This window comes from Novosphingobium aquae (assembly GCF_037572715.1).
Lineage (GTDB): Bacteria > Pseudomonadota > Alphaproteobacteria > Sphingomonadales > Sphingomonadaceae > Novosphingobium > Novosphingobium aquae.
Window position 1 is genome coordinate 77,484 of sequence record NZ_JBBHJY010000004.1, and the last position, 14,916, is coordinate 92,399.

17 protein-coding genes and 1 pseudogene are annotated in these 14,916 nt (G+C 58.8%); 6 read left to right on the top strand and 12 right to left on the bottom strand.

Features of this window, described 5'->3' with window-relative positions; all coding sequences use genetic code 11:
• Nucleotides 1–259: 259 nt before the first annotated feature.
• A complete protein-coding gene (locus WG900_RS09470; protein ID WP_339966630.1) occupies nucleotides 260–439 on the bottom strand; it encodes a hypothetical protein in 180 nt (59 codons plus the stop codon).
• Nucleotides 440–637: 198 nt separating this feature from the next.
• Nucleotides 638–970 carry an Arm DNA-binding domain-containing protein gene (locus tag WG900_RS20205; protein ID WP_417597423.1) on the bottom strand — a complete coding sequence of 111 codons (333 nt, stop codon included), beginning with the start codon at nucleotides 968–970 and terminating at the stop codon, nucleotides 638–640.
• Nucleotides 971–1,284: 314 nt separating this feature from the next.
• Here WG900_RS20205 and WG900_RS09480 point away from each other — a divergent pair, with 314 nt between their 5' ends.
• Together WG900_RS09480 and WG900_RS09485 are read left to right on the top strand one after the other, a co-directional pair.
• Complete coding sequence (locus WG900_RS09480; RefSeq protein ID WP_339966633.1) at nucleotides 1,285–1,749, top strand: hypothetical protein; 465 nt, start codon at nucleotides 1,285–1,287, stop codon at nucleotides 1,747–1,749.
• The gene (locus WG900_RS09485; protein WP_339966634.1) at nucleotides 1,722–2,477 is read left to right on the top strand and encodes a hypothetical protein; all 756 of its coding nucleotides are present in this window, start codon (nucleotides 1,722–1,724) and stop codon (nucleotides 2,475–2,477) included. Before WG900_RS09480 ends, WG900_RS09485 begins: the two co-directional genes overlap by 28 nt.
• 43 nt (nucleotides 2,478–2,520) lie before the next feature.
• On the opposite strand, the gene WG900_RS09490 is transcribed toward WG900_RS09485, so the two are convergent.
• Nucleotides 2,521–4,368 (bottom strand): tandem-95 repeat protein, encoded by a 1,848-nt coding sequence (locus WG900_RS09490; RefSeq protein WP_339966635.1) that lies wholly within the window; start codon nucleotides 4,366–4,368, stop codon nucleotides 2,521–2,523.
• Nucleotides 4,369–4,467: 99 nt separating this feature from the next.
• On the opposite strand from WG900_RS09490, the gene WG900_RS09495 reads away from it, so the two are divergent.
• Nucleotides 4,468–4,767 carry a hypothetical protein gene (locus tag WG900_RS09495; RefSeq protein ID WP_339966636.1) on the top strand — a complete coding sequence of 100 codons (300 nt, stop codon included), beginning with the start codon at nucleotides 4,468–4,470 and terminating at the stop codon, nucleotides 4,765–4,767.
• A gap of 85 nt (nucleotides 4,768–4,852) precedes the next feature.
• On the opposite strand, the gene WG900_RS20210 is transcribed toward WG900_RS09495, so the two are convergent.
• The 7 genes from WG900_RS20210 to WG900_RS20270 form a co-directional block, all read right to left on the bottom strand.
• The gene (locus WG900_RS20210) at nucleotides 4,853–5,068 is read right to left on the bottom strand and encodes an HGGxSTG domain-containing protein (RefSeq protein ID WP_417597555.1); all 216 of its coding nucleotides are present in this window, start codon (nucleotides 5,066–5,068) and stop codon (nucleotides 4,853–4,855) included.
• Complete coding sequence (locus WG900_RS09500; RefSeq protein WP_339966637.1) at nucleotides 4,971–5,672, bottom strand: hypothetical protein; 702 nt, start codon at nucleotides 5,670–5,672, stop codon at nucleotides 4,971–4,973. Before WG900_RS09500 ends, WG900_RS20210 begins: the two co-directional genes overlap by 98 nt.
• A gap of 150 nt (nucleotides 5,673–5,822) precedes the next feature.
• Nucleotides 5,823–7,343, bottom strand: coding sequence for a YfjI family protein (locus WG900_RS09505; RefSeq protein WP_339966639.1), 1,521 nt, complete (start codon nucleotides 7,341–7,343; stop codon nucleotides 5,823–5,825).
• A gap of 7 nt (nucleotides 7,344–7,350) precedes the next feature.
• A complete protein-coding gene (locus tag WG900_RS09510; protein WP_339966640.1) occupies nucleotides 7,351–8,268 on the bottom strand; it encodes a DUF7146 domain-containing protein in 918 nt (305 codons plus the stop codon).
• 185 nt (nucleotides 8,269–8,453) lie between these two features.
• Nucleotides 8,454–8,633: a helix-turn-helix domain-containing protein gene (locus WG900_RS09515; RefSeq protein WP_339966642.1), complete on the bottom strand. Its 180-nt coding sequence runs from the start codon at nucleotides 8,631–8,633 to the stop codon at nucleotides 8,454–8,456.
• A 95-nt stretch (nucleotides 8,634–8,728) separates the two neighbouring features.
• Nucleotides 8,729–9,532, bottom strand: coding sequence for a hypothetical protein (locus WG900_RS09520; protein WP_339966643.1), 804 nt, complete (start codon nucleotides 9,530–9,532; stop codon nucleotides 8,729–8,731).
• 288 nt (nucleotides 9,533–9,820) lie between these two features.
• On the bottom strand, nucleotides 9,821–10,060 hold the full coding sequence (locus tag WG900_RS20270; protein ID WP_465263028.1) for a DUF7146 domain-containing protein: 240 nt from the start codon (nucleotides 10,058–10,060) through the stop codon (nucleotides 9,821–9,823).
• 326 nt (nucleotides 10,061–10,386) lie between these two features.
• Between WG900_RS20270 and WG900_RS09525 the strand changes: the two are divergent.
• A pseudogene (locus WG900_RS09525) lies at nucleotides 10,387–10,649 on the top strand (elongation factor 4); the annotation flags it as partial.
• A gap of 34 nt (nucleotides 10,650–10,683) precedes the next feature.
• Here WG900_RS09525 and WG900_RS09530 read toward each other — a convergent pair.
• Together WG900_RS09530 and WG900_RS09535 are read right to left on the bottom strand one after the other, a co-directional pair.
• A complete protein-coding gene (locus WG900_RS09530; protein WP_339966645.1) occupies nucleotides 10,684–11,757 on the bottom strand; it encodes a pentapeptide repeat-containing protein in 1,074 nt (357 codons plus the stop codon).
• Nucleotides 11,747–12,901: a hypothetical protein gene (locus WG900_RS09535; protein ID WP_339966647.1), complete on the bottom strand. Its 1,155-nt coding sequence runs from the start codon at nucleotides 12,899–12,901 to the stop codon at nucleotides 11,747–11,749. The genes WG900_RS09530 and WG900_RS09535 overlap by 11 nt, the downstream gene beginning before the upstream one ends.
• 175 nt (nucleotides 12,902–13,076) lie before the next feature.
• Here WG900_RS09535 and WG900_RS09540 point away from each other — a divergent pair, with 175 nt between their 5' ends.
• Both WG900_RS09540 and WG900_RS09545 read left to right on the top strand, forming a co-directional pair.
• Entirely contained in the window at nucleotides 13,077–13,481 is a 405-nt protein-coding gene (locus tag WG900_RS09540) for a hypothetical protein (RefSeq protein ID WP_339966649.1), read from the top strand.
• Complete coding sequence (locus tag WG900_RS09545) at nucleotides 13,481–14,827, top strand: cysteine peptidase family C39 domain-containing protein (protein ID WP_339966650.1); 1,347 nt, start codon at nucleotides 13,481–13,483, stop codon at nucleotides 14,825–14,827. Before WG900_RS09540 ends, WG900_RS09545 begins: the two co-directional genes overlap by 1 nt.
• Nucleotides 14,828–14,916: the final 89 nt, after the last annotated feature.

Below are 14,916 nucleotides of genomic sequence, written 5' to 3' on the forward strand. Positions count from 1 at the left end.
GACCAACGAAACGCTCGTCTCATTAGTCCCGAGGCGGGCGCTTTTGTTCCTGATCGGATCTGGATTGCGTAGACCGAACACGCCACGCAGCGAGTATGGACTTTACGAAACCAGCAGGCCGCTTGCCCGCTCTTCCCTGCTCAAAAATCCCGCAAGAACGCCGAACCAACAACGCATTTGAGCCTCGCCAGATTTGCGCATCAAGGCACCAGGCCGGTTCCATTCGCGCTTGTCCCAGTCGATATGCTTCCAGCGCGCTTCACGCGCCTCGCCATTGCGGCAGGCCGTCGCCAACATAAGCATGAGGGCCAGACCCCACCGTTTCCGCCTTGCCGTGCAAATCATCGTAGAAGGCCGGAACCTCTGCATAAGGCATTGCGGCGAAGCTCCCGCCCTTCACACTCTTGCCGATCAGCGTAGCGACAGACTTGCGGGGCACTTCCGAATCCCGCCAATGCATAGCCTTTGAGAAGTCCAGCACCTTGCATCAACACGAACGCGGCCCAGCACCGGGAAAGCATGTTCCTTGAGCGAGGCCAGAAAGGCGTCAGCGGTCCTGTCCGACCAGTCCTTCGCCAACGCCTTGTGCGTTGCCTCAGTTGCCTCCGCAAACGTGGGAGGCGGTGTCTTGTCCCGCTTAGGCTCCGCCGAAGGATCGCCCCCGGCCTGCGCGACATTGCGCATACGGGCAGCCAGTTCGCGCGCTTCGTCCAGCGTCAGTTTGCTGACGCTGTTCCAGCGGAATATCATTCCCGATGTCCGAACGATCACGCAGGGCGCGGGTTTCAACGGAACCAAGCCCGAAGTCACGGCGCTTACCGCCCACCTGCACCCGCAGAACCCAAAACCTGCCGCCAGTGGGCTTGACCAGAAGATACAGGCCACCGCCGTCAGCATACCGCCCCGGCTTGGCCTTCTCTATGAACTTGGCGGTTAGGTCGCCCAATATCGTGCCCTCAATCGTTCCCACACTATGGCCTGGCAGTAAGCGAATGCGAGAGAACGTAAGGGAAACATAATACCAAGGCTTGCCATTGCAAGCACGCAGAATAGCGAAGGTTAGCGAAGTTCGGGGAAAATCAAGTTAGATTCCTCGCGGGGCATCCATTTTCTGCCCAGAAATGGCGAAATTGCGCGGCATTCTGCCAGTGCCCCGAATTCTTCCCCACATAGTGCCCCACATAGTGGCGCGGCAAGTGCTGCACTTCCTTGGTTATCTATGCTCAAAGTAAGTTGCAATCTTGCCGGCAATCCTGCGAATAGAACCGCGCAAGGGGGAAGCTGGTGACGCGAGACGACGTAGACCTGTTTCTAGCCGCCCCAGCGAAGACGCTGCCGGCATTGCCGGACTGGGAGTCCCGAACCAGCCGCCTTAATGAGCGCAGATGCTATCTGCCGATCACCGTCGATGGCCGAGTGTCCAACGTGCATCTCGAGATGACCGTCATGTTGGATAACGAAAGCTACTTGGTCATGAACCTGCTTGCTCCCACGTGCGTAAGCAGGTTGTGTCTATCGCTGGAGCACTTCGATCGAAAACAAGGCGAGCTGATTCCGGCGCCGCACTGGCATCCGTGGCCCGTCAATCGGCCAAGCAAGGGGGGCCTGCCAAAGAACCTTGCAACGGCGGAAAGCTTGGTCGGCATCATCGCCACCCGTGACGAAGCCTTTCCTTGGTTTCTTGATCGACTAGGCATAGGGTTGCCATCCTGGCCCTTCGAATGGCCGAAGAGGGAAAATCTTTTCTAATGGAATGGCGGCTCATCCGGGAAGCGATCTGCCAAGGGCGTCTCTTTAGAGAGCACGCAGACGGCTGCTCCGTTTTGGCAGACACCATCATGCCGAGCGGGCTGGCTATTCGCATTCACATTCAGCCACGCGGCGATCAGCTTTTCTTGCATGATGGTGGCGCAGCGTTTGACGAAATCGCGCGGCATGGACTCACGTTCTCCAAGACCCCGCGCCTTCGCAGCATGTTGCGCGAGACAGGTTTCAACGTCTCGAACGAAGGCAGGGTGTTCCGAGATCATTTCCCGCTTGCGAAAGTGGCGATTGCGATTGCGCTAACTGCCGATGCATCATTCCGTGCAGCGACCTTCATGATCGAAAGGGCAGACGTTGGCGTGTCACGTCCGCTAGACAAGGAAGTGAAGGAAGCGCTTCGCCTTCGATTCCCGGAAGGGCGGCCGGACTTCAAGGTGACCGGCAAGAACCGGCAGCACACGTTCGATTTTGGCATGACGATGGGCGATCGAACGATTGTTGTGCAGGCTGTTACCCCAGATCCAACCTCCATCAATGCGGCGATCGTCAAGGCTTTGGATATCAGTCAAGCGCCGGAAGCGAAGGCCAAGGCGATCTTCGTTTTTGACCCGCTAGCTTCATGGAAGGCGGGGCAATTGAACATGCTGGAACTCGGGGGCGAAAGCTTCACCTTGGAACGGATCAAGGCTCCGGGCCTGCCCCTCTCATTCTAATCGATCGATCATCCGGCATAGCTCGCGAATACCCGACCTATCCTCATCCGAATGCAAAATGATCCAACCCCACAAGGTGTGATGAAACTGCGGCGGAAGATTGAAGACCGTCGAGGGTTTCGGCCGCTCCCAGGCTGGTACTCGTAATGGTTTGAGTGCCAATCTTCACGCTGCCACTCTGCACATCAAAGCGCAGCATCCGGTCATCCGCACCCGGGAAATCAAGCAGCATCCCTGCCGTGCCAATTGGGATCGTTGCGCTTGAGACGGAAGAGTTCAGCACGAGGAACGACCCGGAAATATATGCACTGTAGCTGCTCGGGGACCCTCCAAGAGTCAGTACGTCACCTCCTCGACTGAACGAACCATCGAGAGATATTGCGCCTCCTGTGAGAGTAATGTGCTCAGCGCCGTTCGTGCCAAGCACAGTCGCCTTCCCCCCGAAGGTGGCGTCGTTTGCTGTGACGAAAATGAGCCGGCCTGAAGCGTCAGAATCAACGCCAGTTGGTATTGTGCTGCCATCAGGCGGAGCGGTCACGCTCAGCGATGTTGATCCGAAAGACTCATTTCCCAGCCGCGGACTCCCTAGGCTAACATCATACAGCAAGGTTCTAGGACCATCCGCGAAGACGATAGCCATTCCCGCAGTGCCGATAGGAATTGAAACCCTTGTGTCGCCATCGGTCAAGACGGCAAACGAGCCGGAGGTCATGATCGAGTATGACGCGGCATTTCCTGGCAGCCGCACCACGTCACCGCCTCTACTAAACGAGCCATCGAAGGACAAAGAGGCGGGTAGATTTGGCACGGTTATGTCTTGGAATGCATTGGTTCCGATGACCGTGCCATTGCCGCCAAGGGATGCCGCGAATGCATTTGCCGCGACAAGCCTCAGCCCTGCACCGTCTGGAATCGTGGTGACTTGCACGTTGACGGTCGCGGTGGCCGTCCCTCCATGCCCATCGGAAACAGAGTAAGCGAATGAATCTAGGCCCACATATCCATTAGATGGCGTGTAGGTGATGGTACCATTCGGATTTGCAACAGCTGCACCATGAGCAGGATTGCTCGCAACCGTCACTGCAATGCTGTCGTTATCGACGTCTGCGTCGTTAAGCAGAACCGAGATCGCAATCGGTATGTTTCTGAAGGCCCCAATGTTGTCCGTGATCGCAACCGGTGCATCGTTAACTGCCTGAACGGTAAGTCGGAACGTATCAGTAGTGCTCGCGATTCCATCTGTTGCAAAAATAGTAAGGTCGATGAAGCCGTTCGTGTTCGGTGGTGGGGTACCGGAAAAAGTCCGCGTTGCTCCATTGAATGTAAGCCAACTGGGCAATGCTCCGCCATTGCTTTGCGACGCAGCATAAAAAAGGGCATCGCCGTTGGCGTCGAAAAAAGTGTTTGACGCGAACTGGAAAGTCCACGGTGAATCTTCGAGGGAGGATTGATCCGGAATTGGATTTGAAACAATCGGAGCCGAGTTTGTGGGGGCGATCACGTTTAATGTCGCCCGGTAATTGACGCTTACGAAACTAGAAATCTCAACATAATAGGGTGTTGCAGCCGTGTTCGAATGAAACGTTATCGAGTCAGTAAAAATGTCTGGCCCCAAAAGATCTTCGCTTAGCAAAACTTCCCCAAACGAATTCGTAATTTTTACAGTAATACTTGAATTAAATACGCTATTAATATTCAGACCTTCGGTCGTAACGACAAGTTGATAGTCTCCAATTGAAGGTGTTATTTCAAAATAATCCTTCGTATCCGAGCCCGACAGAGAACCGCGAGATACAAAAGTCGCGTCAATCTTGTAGATTGAACTTCTAAATGCGGAATCTGTGTTCCATGAAACCTCATCGAACAAGGATGTGAGCTTGTTGATTAGCATGGATGGCCTCCAGGATCAGGTTGACCCTACCGCACGCAACGGGTCAGGCAAAGGGACTTCGCGGAAGACAACGTAGACCAACTTCCAAGGGAGACTGGCATGAAGAGTTTCATCGCAATCGCATTGATCTTGGCGCCGGCCACCGCTCTCGCCTGCAACTTCAACACCGACTGCAACATCGGCTCCAAGTGCATGAAGCAAGCCGGTCGCCTTGAAGGCGTCTGCGTCGGCGGGATGTCCCCCGGCGAGCCGCCGCGCGAGAACCGCGATCCCTACAAGTGGCGCGACACCTCTCGCAAGGAGAGCGGCGCGCAATGCTCATTCAACACCGACTGCGAAGTCGGCAGTATGTGCCTCAAGGAATCCGGCAGGATGTACGGGGTTTGCATCAAGCGGTGACGACATTCGACCGCAAGAGCCCTCGAGCTCGAGCACGACCAACCAATCCAATGGATTGGTTTCTCGTCAGCATCGCACAATCACACTAATTCAATTCATTTTTTCCTAAGTCATCGATCAACCTGCACAGCTCCCGTATGCGGTTGTGCGCCGCCGCAGTCTCCCAAGACCGCCCGCCATGCTTCCATGCGTTGCGATTGCCCTCAGGTGCGCCGCTGCCTTTGCCCCCGTGCATTCGGCACCGCTTGGCCCCCTTGATCGCCGGCGACTGGCACGGGTTGCCCGATCGGGTCCGGGCCAGACAGCGCGGGGCTTTTGCCAGCCGCGCCGGTTCCGGTTGCATGGGGTTGTCCGCTTGATTGTCCATTTTTTTGCCCCCCGGTGTGATGGTGGAATTCATCGGTAATCACGGCTTGCCCACCTTCATTGACGTGAACGTGCCGCACGGTTTGCTCGCGCGGCTGGTGCAGTTTTGCCAGTTCAGCTAGCGTGGCCCGGCAGCCCGCCTGCGCTTTCATGGCAATTCGGGCATAGGTCTCGGTCGCCCCCAGATAATCGCCCATGTTGAGCGCCATGCGGCGAACCATCTCAGTAAAAACACCGTCAAGGGTGGTCGCTTGCGCGGCGAGCAGGCGGCTCGCAAAACGCAGATCGCCCGCCTCAGCATTGCTTGCCCTCAAAAAGATAGCGTCACCATAGTCGCTCGCGTCGGGAGCCCAGGCAGCGCCTTCAAGGTTCGCCTTCAACAGCTGGGCGAAGGCCTGTCCGTGCCGGGTTGAAGGGCCAATCAGAGTTTTTGCGGCCTTTAGTGGATCGGGAATTGCGGTTGGCGATCCTCGGTCCTTATCGGCTCCAGAGGATGCGGCTGGGTCCACCGCCTTGGGTTTGCTCTTTCGTGCCGTCATGGGTTTACCTTCCGTTGGATCTTACTAGGGCCATCTCGCGCGCGCGGCGCGCGTATTGCTGCGTTAATTGGCCGCCCCCTCCCCGGACGCACTGACAAAACTGACAGAACAGGGGTTTTGTCGGTTTTGTCAGTGACCTTGGGGGACATATCAGCGCCGCAAGGCCTTGGGGTTGATGTGATAGGTGGTTGACGGTCGCCCGCCTTGGCTGCCCGGTTCTGCATCGATCGCGCGCAGCCAATCGGCCTCACACAAGGCTGTCAGTCCAGCCGCGAGCCGGTCTTTGTCAGTCAGGCCAGACCAGCGTTTGCGATGGATTTCCCTTTGCGTGAATGGCTGGGACAAATCGCCCTCCTTGCGAACGTGCCTCCAGATCGCCCGCGCTGCCTCGGCATTGTCCAGCGTGGTTGATGCGTAAGCCCGAGCCGCATGGGTCTCCAGATATTCGGCCCAAGCGATCGCCTGCCTGACTGCCTCCAGTGAAACCGGACCAAAGGCGTTGTTGGCGAGATGACAGATCAGCGCGAGCCGGGGGACAAGACCTCGATATTTTGAGAGGTGCGAAAGCATCGCCGGCGACAGGTCATCGCCCCGCAAGCGATACTCCAGCCCGCCGCGCCATTCGGAAAACACGTCCTGCGCATCCTCGGCAAACCGAAGGTAAGGCACCGCGTCCGGCCCGTCGAATTCGTCCCATGTCGCGCCGATCTCGCGCGCGTCCAGTGTTGCCAGATCACGATAGCATTCGTGCGCCAGCTTGCGCGCCTCGGTGTCTGGGAAGCGATCAGCCTCCCGAAACTCGCCCGTAAAATCGGGCCATGCAAGCAACTGGAGGCGCTGCACCATGCCATCATCATAGCGCCGGAAGTTCTCTCGCACGTAACCGGCCAGCCGCGCCGGCTGGGTTGTGCCGCATACCGACAGGTTGACCGCCGCAATATGCACGGTCCCGCGCCCAATGCGGTCAAAGGTATAGCCCTCATTCCCGCCCCAGCCGGACAGGAAGAAACCCTTTGCCGATGCTTTTTCCGGTTGGTCCAGATCGTCAAAAAGCGCAGTCAGTTCGTCCCGGTGCACCATGATGCCGAAAGGGTTCGCGGCGCAAATCTCACCCAGCTTTTCCACCGTGGCATCGCTGGTGAAGTGCCGCCGCTCCGCTGGGGGTTCAAGATCGGCAACCGCTGCAAGTGCAGATATTGCCGCATCGGTTCCGCCCCCATTCTTGAGCGCCCGTTTTGCCTGTCCTAGCGCCTCGTCCCGTTCCAACTTGTGCAGCGCCTCGGCCACCTTGAACCGCGAAAGCGCGTCCCGGTTTGCTTCACCCGCCTGCGCTTCTATCCGGCGCATCGGGGCCAGCGCTTCGCTCGCGGCTGGACTCTTCATGCTACCGGGGCGAGCGACAACGCAGCCCCAGAGGTTGCCCACCTCCAGCCATGACGTGCGCCGCTGGGGCCGGATGCCAATGCGCCTGCCGATCAATGCCCCGGCACAAACCATGGCGGGGATTGCTACCAGATCAGGCGGACAGTTCATGCGTTCGGAAATGTCCTGCACCCAGCCGCGCAATTGGCTCGGCAACAGATCCAAGCTGAAGGCCCGCACCGGGGGCAGTTCATCGCGTAGCGTGATCGGGTCCGGCCAAGGGTCAAACGCCTCGGCTCGCTCATTCATTTTCGGATTAGCGGCCATGATGAGCACCCCTCAATTCGTCGTTGAAGTCTTTGAAGCCCGCAAGGGGCCGGATGATGCGAACGGACAGCCCGCGCCCGGCGAAGGCCTGCGCAGCCTTATCGGCAGCCTCGCGCCCCGCCCCGTCATTGTCCGCGCCGATCAGGATCGATCGCACCTCGGGGGGAAACTGCATTGCAGGCAGAAACGTGGTGCCGCCCGATACCCAGACAGGTTTCCCCAGCATCTGCGCCAGCGACAGGCCATCCTCTGGCCCTTCGCAAACGATCAGCCTCCCCGAGCCGTCCAGATCGCCCAGCCGGATTGCTCCGCCCTTCACCGTCCCGAGCGATAGCTTGGGCTTGGGGATATCGGCTTTGCCCAGCCCGTCAGGGGCAAGGAATATGCGCTGGATACCCGTAACCTCGCCGTTCACGTCCTGCACCGCGCAAATCAGGCAAGAGGTTACCCCTATTTTACCGCAGAGAAGGCGCAGGAAGCGCAGCGCGGCTGGATATGGGGGAGCGATGCCCCGGAAGCGCAGATAGGCCTCAGCGGGCGTTCCAGCCGCCGGGTGCGCCCGGTTCCAGACCGCCAAGGCCGCGGCAGAGCGGTTGCCCTTTTCTAGTTCCGAAGGTTTCAGCCTCGGGATCGGCACTTGTGGCACGTCACCGGCCCCCAGCATTCGGGCAGCCTCGGGAAGCGATACCGCATAGGCGCGCTGCACAAAGTCGAGCACGTCACCAGCCGCGCCGCAGCCAAAGCAATGGAACCGCTGCCCGCCGCTGAATATGGTGAAGCTAGGGGAGCGGTCCGCATGGAACGGGCAACAGGCCTTGAATTCGGCCCCCGCTTTGCGAAGTTCCACCAGCTTGCCCGCAATTGCCGGCAATGGGTTGTTCTGGCGGATGGCTTGCAGATCGATCATCCGGGCAATCCCCCAGATCCAGCAGCAGCAAACATAACCAGCCAATCGGGGCCACAGTGCAGGGCAAGAATCGGAAATTGCATCCGGTATGCGCTGAAGTTAGAGTGAGTGTGCGACAGGCCCGCAAAGCTATCGCGTGAAACCTCGGCCTTACGCGCCGGGGTTTTGCTTTTCTGGGGCATGGCTCAGGAAGCCCCTTCGATCAGCGCCCGCAAGCTCGCGGCTGGGATCAGGGTGCGCCGGCCTAGCTTGCGGCTCTCAAGTCGGCCTTCACGAATTAGGTTGTAGATTTGCGATTTGCACAGCGATGAAACGCGCACAGCGTCCGCCACCGAATAGGCTAGCGGTTCGGGTTTGTGATGCATTGTCGGCTCCAGTCCATGTGGGAACAGGGCCGATTGTCGGGGGGTGTGGTGGTTATGTCATCGTGAAGTAATGGCGAGATTTTGCGAGTTTGTAGTTACTCGCAGGGATAGGTCTCCCGGAAGCGAAGCCAAAGTCGGCGCTGTTTGGTGTTGAGTTCGGCGCTTCCGGAAGCCTCGCCAGCATAGACACCAGCCGCAAAATGCGTTGTCATTTCTGGGTTATTCGCAATTAAGTCCCGCATTTTTTCGACAATGCGAGCGTCACTATCTCGCCATCCTCCCGAGCCTTTTGGTCGACCCTTTGCCTTTTTGCCGGTTGATTGCGGGTGGTGGATCCAGTCGTTCAATCGCTTCGTGGCCGGCAGGCCCGCGCGGTTAAAGCAAAGGCCTGTAGCCCGCCCTTGCATATGCATCGACTTCATCGGCCCCTTTACAACCTTCGTATCTATATCGAATTCAATGTCCCCTGCGATCCAATCAGTCCGAGTCCAGCCCGATACCCATTTCGTTTCCGGGGGATCGTTTTCCCACTTCTGCGCCTCTGTTAGATTTTGCCAAAAAGAAGCTGTGATAACGTCCGCTTCCTTTTCAGATATGGAATAGCCGCGCATGATATCTTGAAGCTCAGCTTCGACTCCGCTGTATTCTAGGCTAGCGGACCACCTCGCAGCGCGCGCCCAAAGCGCCCCAGTCTCTAGTCGATGCCTAATTGCCGCAATTGCGTCAGTAACTGAGCGGTCCCGATCTCCGACAACGCCCAGATATAGATCGACGGTTTCTCGCATGGCCTGTCCGGCTGGCACCCAGTCGTCACTGAGCAAGTCAACATCAAGATCGAAATAGTCGTCCGGTTCACTGTCCGTTGCGTCGGATGCGCCGCCGTCAAAATCTTCCATCATGCCGCCTCCCGAGCGGTTCCCAGAGGGTGAGCGGGGAAGCGCATGGGAAGTGCGCTTGTCGGCTGGCCAGCCTATCCCCGATCAAATGCTATGCGCGGCTGGCCCGCTTGTCAGGCCTTCGGTTCAGCTATCCCCAGACGGAACACCGGGAACACCGGAACAATTGCCCGAGTGTTCCCGATAAACGGCGGATTTCCGGGGCAGAACACCGGGAACACCGGGAACACCGCGAAATGGATAAGGGTTAGTAACAATCTGCCAGCCGCGCCGTTCATGCTCGCTAAGGCGCTAACTTACCACTATGTCTTGCCAAATACCCCGGAAGCGCAAATAGGTCTCCGCGAGCGTTCCTGCCGCCGGTTGCGCCCGCTCCCAGATCGAAGCGGCTGCGGGCGCGCGGCTGGTACTTTCTAGTTCCGCCGGTTTTGATCGTCCGACTTCCACAGTTGGCAAGTCACCAGCCCCCAGCATCCGGGCAATCGCGGCAACAACCCTGTCCAGAAGATCCTGCGAAAGTGTTCGTGCCATCCACGCTGGCCTCCTGCCACGAGCAGGAAGTCTGAATCACAACGCCGCCGCAAAAGGAATCACCGACGAGTCAGTTCGTGTGGAAACCGCTCTAATGAATCAAAGGCAGCTCTCGGGTCGCATATCAGGCCAGCGCTATGGCTGGAAAGTCGTGGTTTGCGAACATCGAAGCGAAATGCGCGAATGCATGCACGGTCAGACGTTGGAGAGTGTTCGGACACAGAGGCGGATCGCAAAAACCTGCCTCCAGCTCGGCGCCTCCGTGACCGTGGGATGGCCGCAAGTTGCATTGCCGCAGGAAAATAACCGACGAGCACAGGTGCGGCATGGGCGAGCGGCTGAAGGACCTGATCCAGCGCCACCTGTTCAAGATCCCAATCAAGGCGGCGATCGGCGGCGAGGTGATCGCGCGCGACGATCGCGGCGCTGAGGAAGGAAGAGACCGCCAAGTGCCATGGTGGCGGCATCAGCCGCAAAAAGAAACTTCTGGAAAAGCAAAAAAAAGGGCGAAGCCAGGATGCGCGAGTATGGCAATGTATCGATCCCGCAAGAGGCGTTTATCGCGGCGCTACGGATGGGGGAGGAGTAAGGCCGAGCGGTTCCAGTGTTGGTCAGGGTTTTGTTTAGCCCGGCGGTTGTTTGCCGATCGACCATAGGTCGGGAAGCGGATCGAGACCGAGGGATTGGAGCGCGGTCGACCTCCATGGATCCTTCGCCTTCTCGATGATCAGCGTTCGCACAATCTCTCTTGGATTCTTACCAAGATCGATAAGCTCTTGGACTCGCCGAGTAGTGGACTCAATCAATCGTGACTGTTTGACTAACTCATTCATAAATTGATATGTAAATACAAACACTCCGTTTTCACGCATTTTGATCAAAACGGTGATCGCGTGATCGAAGTTCGCAATAACGTCGAACAGTGCGTAGCCAGTATACTCATTAATTTCGATGCTATTGTCAATCATCTGCTGATAAATCGGCAAAGCTTTGTCGAATTTCTCCTGTTTGGATATAAGCTTGTTGTAGGCGTATTTGTCGGGAAACAGCCGCCTGCGCTTCATGTCGGCGAACAGCTTGTTCGCCTGCTCGGCGTTGATCGCGAGACTCATCGCCTCAGTGAAGAAGGCAACATCCGGCTCACCTTGTTTCGCAAGAAACTCATCAACGCGACGCCGTGCATCAGCGCGATCTTCAAGGCTGCGCGCCTTCATGATGGTAGCGGTATAGGCAAAGGCGTTCAGCGCATTCGAGGTTGCATCCATTTCGTCAAGCAGGGCGGCGGCAGCGTTGTAATCGCTCGCGTCACGGATCAGCGCCACCCATTGCTGGGGAGCCAGACTGGTCCTCCGACGGGTGTCCAGTCCGCTGATCTGCGTCTCGATCAAAACGATCTGATCGTCGGTCAAGATCGCGTCTTGCCAATTCGAGGCGAGATGCAGCCTCGCCTTGTGGACATCCAAGGCTCCGGTAAAATCGGTGCCGCTCACATCTGCCCTCGTGAAGTCGGCGCCAAACAGACGTGCATTGCGAAAATCGAAACCGGCAAGGTCGCAATTCCTGAAGTCGCTGTATCGCCAGTCGCCGCCGGCAAAATCGGTCGCCGGATCGAGGCCAAGTGCGATCAGCCGATCCGGGATCCGCTTTCCGCGACTTTGCTTAATGGCGTCGATTGCTGGTTGCAGGTCAATCGTCATCGCCGTCCCCGTGTTCGGTGCCTTCACCTATCGCCCTGTCACTTCCCCGGTAGTTTCCTTGCAGGATTTTCTCTTTTTCCAGCATCTTGTCGCTCAACCAACGGGTCAGCAGATTTTCCTCGGTTTTCGCGCGGTCGCTGCCCTCAAGCTGATCGATGACCGTTGGGGGAAATTCGGGTCTTATGCCTTGCAGCCTGAAGTGTGCAACAATCCGCGGGTTGTCTCCCGGCAACGGGTGGATATTGCACAGCGGGAAGTAGCGGAAGTGCCCGGCAAGCGGCGTGGAGCGCTCTTCGCGGTTGAGCTCGAATTGCGGGGCGTCGCCTCTCCAGGTTTTGAATGGAACGATCTTCAGGTGGTTCGGTCCGTCCTGCTCGTATTCGAACCAGCCGTTTGCAAGCCTCTCCGGATCGATCCGGGCCAGTCCGCCATCCAGGTTAAGGTCGATGTACAGTCGGTGGATCGCTATCTCGATATCGACACGTTCGTTTCCGAGCAGAAACTGTTCCGTCACCGTTCCGAACTTGATGTCGAGGGACAGATCTTGTCCATCGGGGACATTCGACTTCTGCCAATCGGTCCTGATTGTGAACAGCTGGGAGACAAAATCGTTGTTCGGTTGCGCATTATTGGGTTTGCCGTCGGCTGATTGATCAAAGGGCGGAGCCGCCGCGGGTGCGGCGGTGGCGGTATTGTCAATCGGGTCCGCCGGTTCCGATTTTGAGGGCGTGATGGGTGGGGCGGCCGGCGCGTAACCAAGCGCGATTCGTAGCAGTTCGGAGGCCGTGATCCATTTGGGATTGGCCGTTCTTTGGTTTTCGATCCAATCTGTCACCGGGACACGCTTTGTCCCGTCATGGCCATTGCCGCTCTCGAAGACGCTGTATGGAATGACCTCAGTTACCGGTTTTCCGGGTTCAATGATAAACAATATCCTATGAGCAGTATGCGACTTCTCGGCTGTCGCGGTTTCCGTTTTCCCGAGTAGCTCCCTGAATTGCTTGTATCGAAATCCGGCCAGACAATCCTGGAACTGCCGCTTCGATCCCTTGTCCTTGCGGTTGTTAAAAATGCAGGTGAGAAGCTCGTCGCAGATCCCCGCCAGTAGCCCTTTGAGCTCATCAGACAGCAGCAATTCGCTCATTCCAGCCCCCTTAAGGAAATCAGTAAGGGTAGAAGTGAGGGTAAGCAACCTCGCAGCTTACCCTCGAGATCGCACGGGACTCTCCCCTCGGGCGCTGTGCCATGACCGCTCAACCGGTGGACGCCGGGAATCAGCTCAGCGTCCGTGACGGCCAAGCGCAACACAGGAGGTCCCTATGCGCAAATTCCCTCTCACGATCGCCACGGTGGCGATGGTGATCACCCCCATCGCCGCCCAGGCGCAGGCCGGTTCCGCGGTCGCCTCGGCCCAGACTCGCGAGGTGTCCGCAACCGCGATGCCCTCGCTGGCGGGTGCCGCCACCGATCAGCAGACCGCGCCCGGCGAAGTGCTCGTCGATTCCCTTGTGGTCGTCGCGCCCAACGGCGTGATCGACGCCAGCCCCGAAGACCTCGATGCAGTCCAGGGAGGCGGGTTCTGGGTGATCATTCTTGCGGCCGGTGGCGCGTCGATCAGGTATTGCTCGAAGAACAAGGTCACCTGCGCCAGGGGGGCCTACAAGGTCTATTCGACCTATAAGGCGGCCGTCGAATTCGCCAGGTCGAAGGGTTGGATCAACTAATGCCGATCCAGGCCAAGGGAATAGCGGCGCAGATAGCGGCGGTGGCTTCGGCCGCCGCCGTTATCTCGTTCATGCCGATTGCGGCAATGGCCGCCGAAAGGCCGCCGGTGGCCCGCCAGACCCGCGACGACGATTGCGGCGCGGCGGCGCTGGCCAGCGCTTTCGCACTGGTCGGCGTCACCGTAACCGAGGAACAGCTGCTGCGCGGACACGCGTTCGGGCGCGGGCGCGGGCTGAAGGCCAGCGATCTGGTCCGCATGGCCACCGCCGCCCGCACCGGGCATGCCCTGCATGGAACCCGAGTGCTGCCCGACCATTTCTCGCAGGCGATCAGCGAAGGCCCGGCGATCACCTTGATCCAGGAGACCGACGAATCGACCGGATACGGCTTCGGCCATTTCGTCGTGGTCGAAGCCTATTCGGCGTCGCGCGGCTATCTCGTCGCCGATCCCGCGCTGGGCGAACGGGGATGGATTCCCGCCGACGAATTGCTGGCCAAGGTCAACACGATCGACATCGAAGGCCGCATGCGCGCGCTCGCGCTGCGCCTCGTAAACGATGCCGGCGAGCCGGTCGGGCCGCGTGCGGTCAGCGTCGAGGACGAACAGCGCTATCTCCGCCTCGACTCGCTCCAGCGCACGCGTCGCGCGCTGCCGCCGGGGCGCACGGCTGCGATCCTGTCGTTCGGCATGGGCAGTGCCATCGAGCCGATACGCGCAGGCAATCGGCTGGCGCTGGTCACGCCGCAGCGAGATATCGGCCTTCAGGTCATGACCGGGATCGGCAAGAACCGCGAGATCGCGGTTGGCGCGGTCGCGACCCGGACCCGGGTGGAACTGCGGCACCAGGGTGAAACGGCCCTGCAGCTCGGTGGGCGCACGGGGCTGTCGCAGGTCTCGGTCGTTGCCAGCCAGTCGTTCAACCGCAAGAGCGGCGGCAACGCGCAGGCTAGGCTGGGCGTCATGCTCGACCGCAGCCTGACCCCGCGGACCATTCTGGTTGGCGCTTCGATCTCCAAGCCACTTGGCAATGCGACGGTCAGCGCCGGGCTCGACCTGCGCGCTGAAGCGCACGGCGGCGGTGTGGAACTGGCTCTTGATCCCGAACTGGGCCTGTCCTTCGATCTCTCCCGCTATCTCTCGGTCGATCTCGGCGTGGCGGCGTCCTTCGCCAGTGACGAAAACCGCATCAAACCCCAGCTGAGCCTTGGCATGTCGCAGTGCATCAGCAACCATTTAACGATCAACGCGGGCTATTCGCGCGAGTTCGGCGTGCACGGCGCACATGCGAGCCGGTTCAAGCTCGAGCTGGTGTACGTGTTCCCCAACAGCCTGCGCCGCCGTTGACCCATGAGCTTGAGCGCGAAAAGCAAGCGTCCGCTTAGTTGGCGTGTCCGGAAAGGCGGCTTTTGGAGTAAATGTCTCGTGGGCGGCCA

Coding starts and splice junctions, on each gene's coding strand:
- WG900_RS09520 (WP_339966643.1), bottom strand. CDS start 9,532: ATGATGGAAGATTTTGACGGCGGCGCATCCGACGCAACGGACAGTGAA.
- WG900_RS09510 (WP_339966640.1), bottom strand. CDS start 8,268: ATGATCGATCTGCAAGCCATCCGCCAGAACAACCCATTGCCGGCAATT.
- WG900_RS20270 (WP_465263028.1), bottom strand. CDS start 10,060: ATGGCACGAACACTTTCGCAGGATCTTCTGGACAGGGTTGTTGCCGCG.
- WG900_RS09535 (WP_339966647.1), bottom strand. CDS start 12,901: ATGAGCGAATTGCTGCTGTCTGATGAGCTCAAAGGGCTACTGGCGGGG.
- WG900_RS09505 (WP_339966639.1), bottom strand. CDS start 7,343: ATGAATGAGCGAGCCGAGGCGTTTGACCCTTGGCCGGACCCGATCACG.
- WG900_RS09540 (WP_339966649.1), top strand. CDS start 13,077: ATGCGCAAATTCCCTCTCACGATCGCCACGGTGGCGATGGTGATCACC.
- WG900_RS09545 (WP_339966650.1), top strand. CDS start 13,481: ATGCCGATCCAGGCCAAGGGAATAGCGGCGCAGATAGCGGCGGTGGCT.
- WG900_RS09485 (WP_339966634.1), top strand. CDS start 1,722: ATGGCCGAAGAGGGAAAATCTTTTCTAATGGAATGGCGGCTCATCCGG.
- WG900_RS09500 (WP_339966637.1), bottom strand. CDS start 5,672: ATGACGGCACGAAAGAGCAAACCCAAGGCGGTGGACCCAGCCGCATCC.
- WG900_RS09530 (WP_339966645.1), bottom strand. CDS start 11,757: ATGACGATTGACCTGCAACCAGCAATCGACGCCATTAAGCAAAGTCGC.
- WG900_RS09490 (WP_339966635.1), bottom strand. CDS start 4,368: ATGCTAATCAACAAGCTCACATCCTTGTTCGATGAGGTTTCATGGAAC.
- WG900_RS09515 (WP_339966642.1), bottom strand. CDS start 8,633: ATGCATCACAAACCCGAACCGCTAGCCTATTCGGTGGCGGACGCTGTG.
- WG900_RS09495 (WP_339966636.1), top strand. CDS start 4,468: ATGAAGAGTTTCATCGCAATCGCATTGATCTTGGCGCCGGCCACCGCT.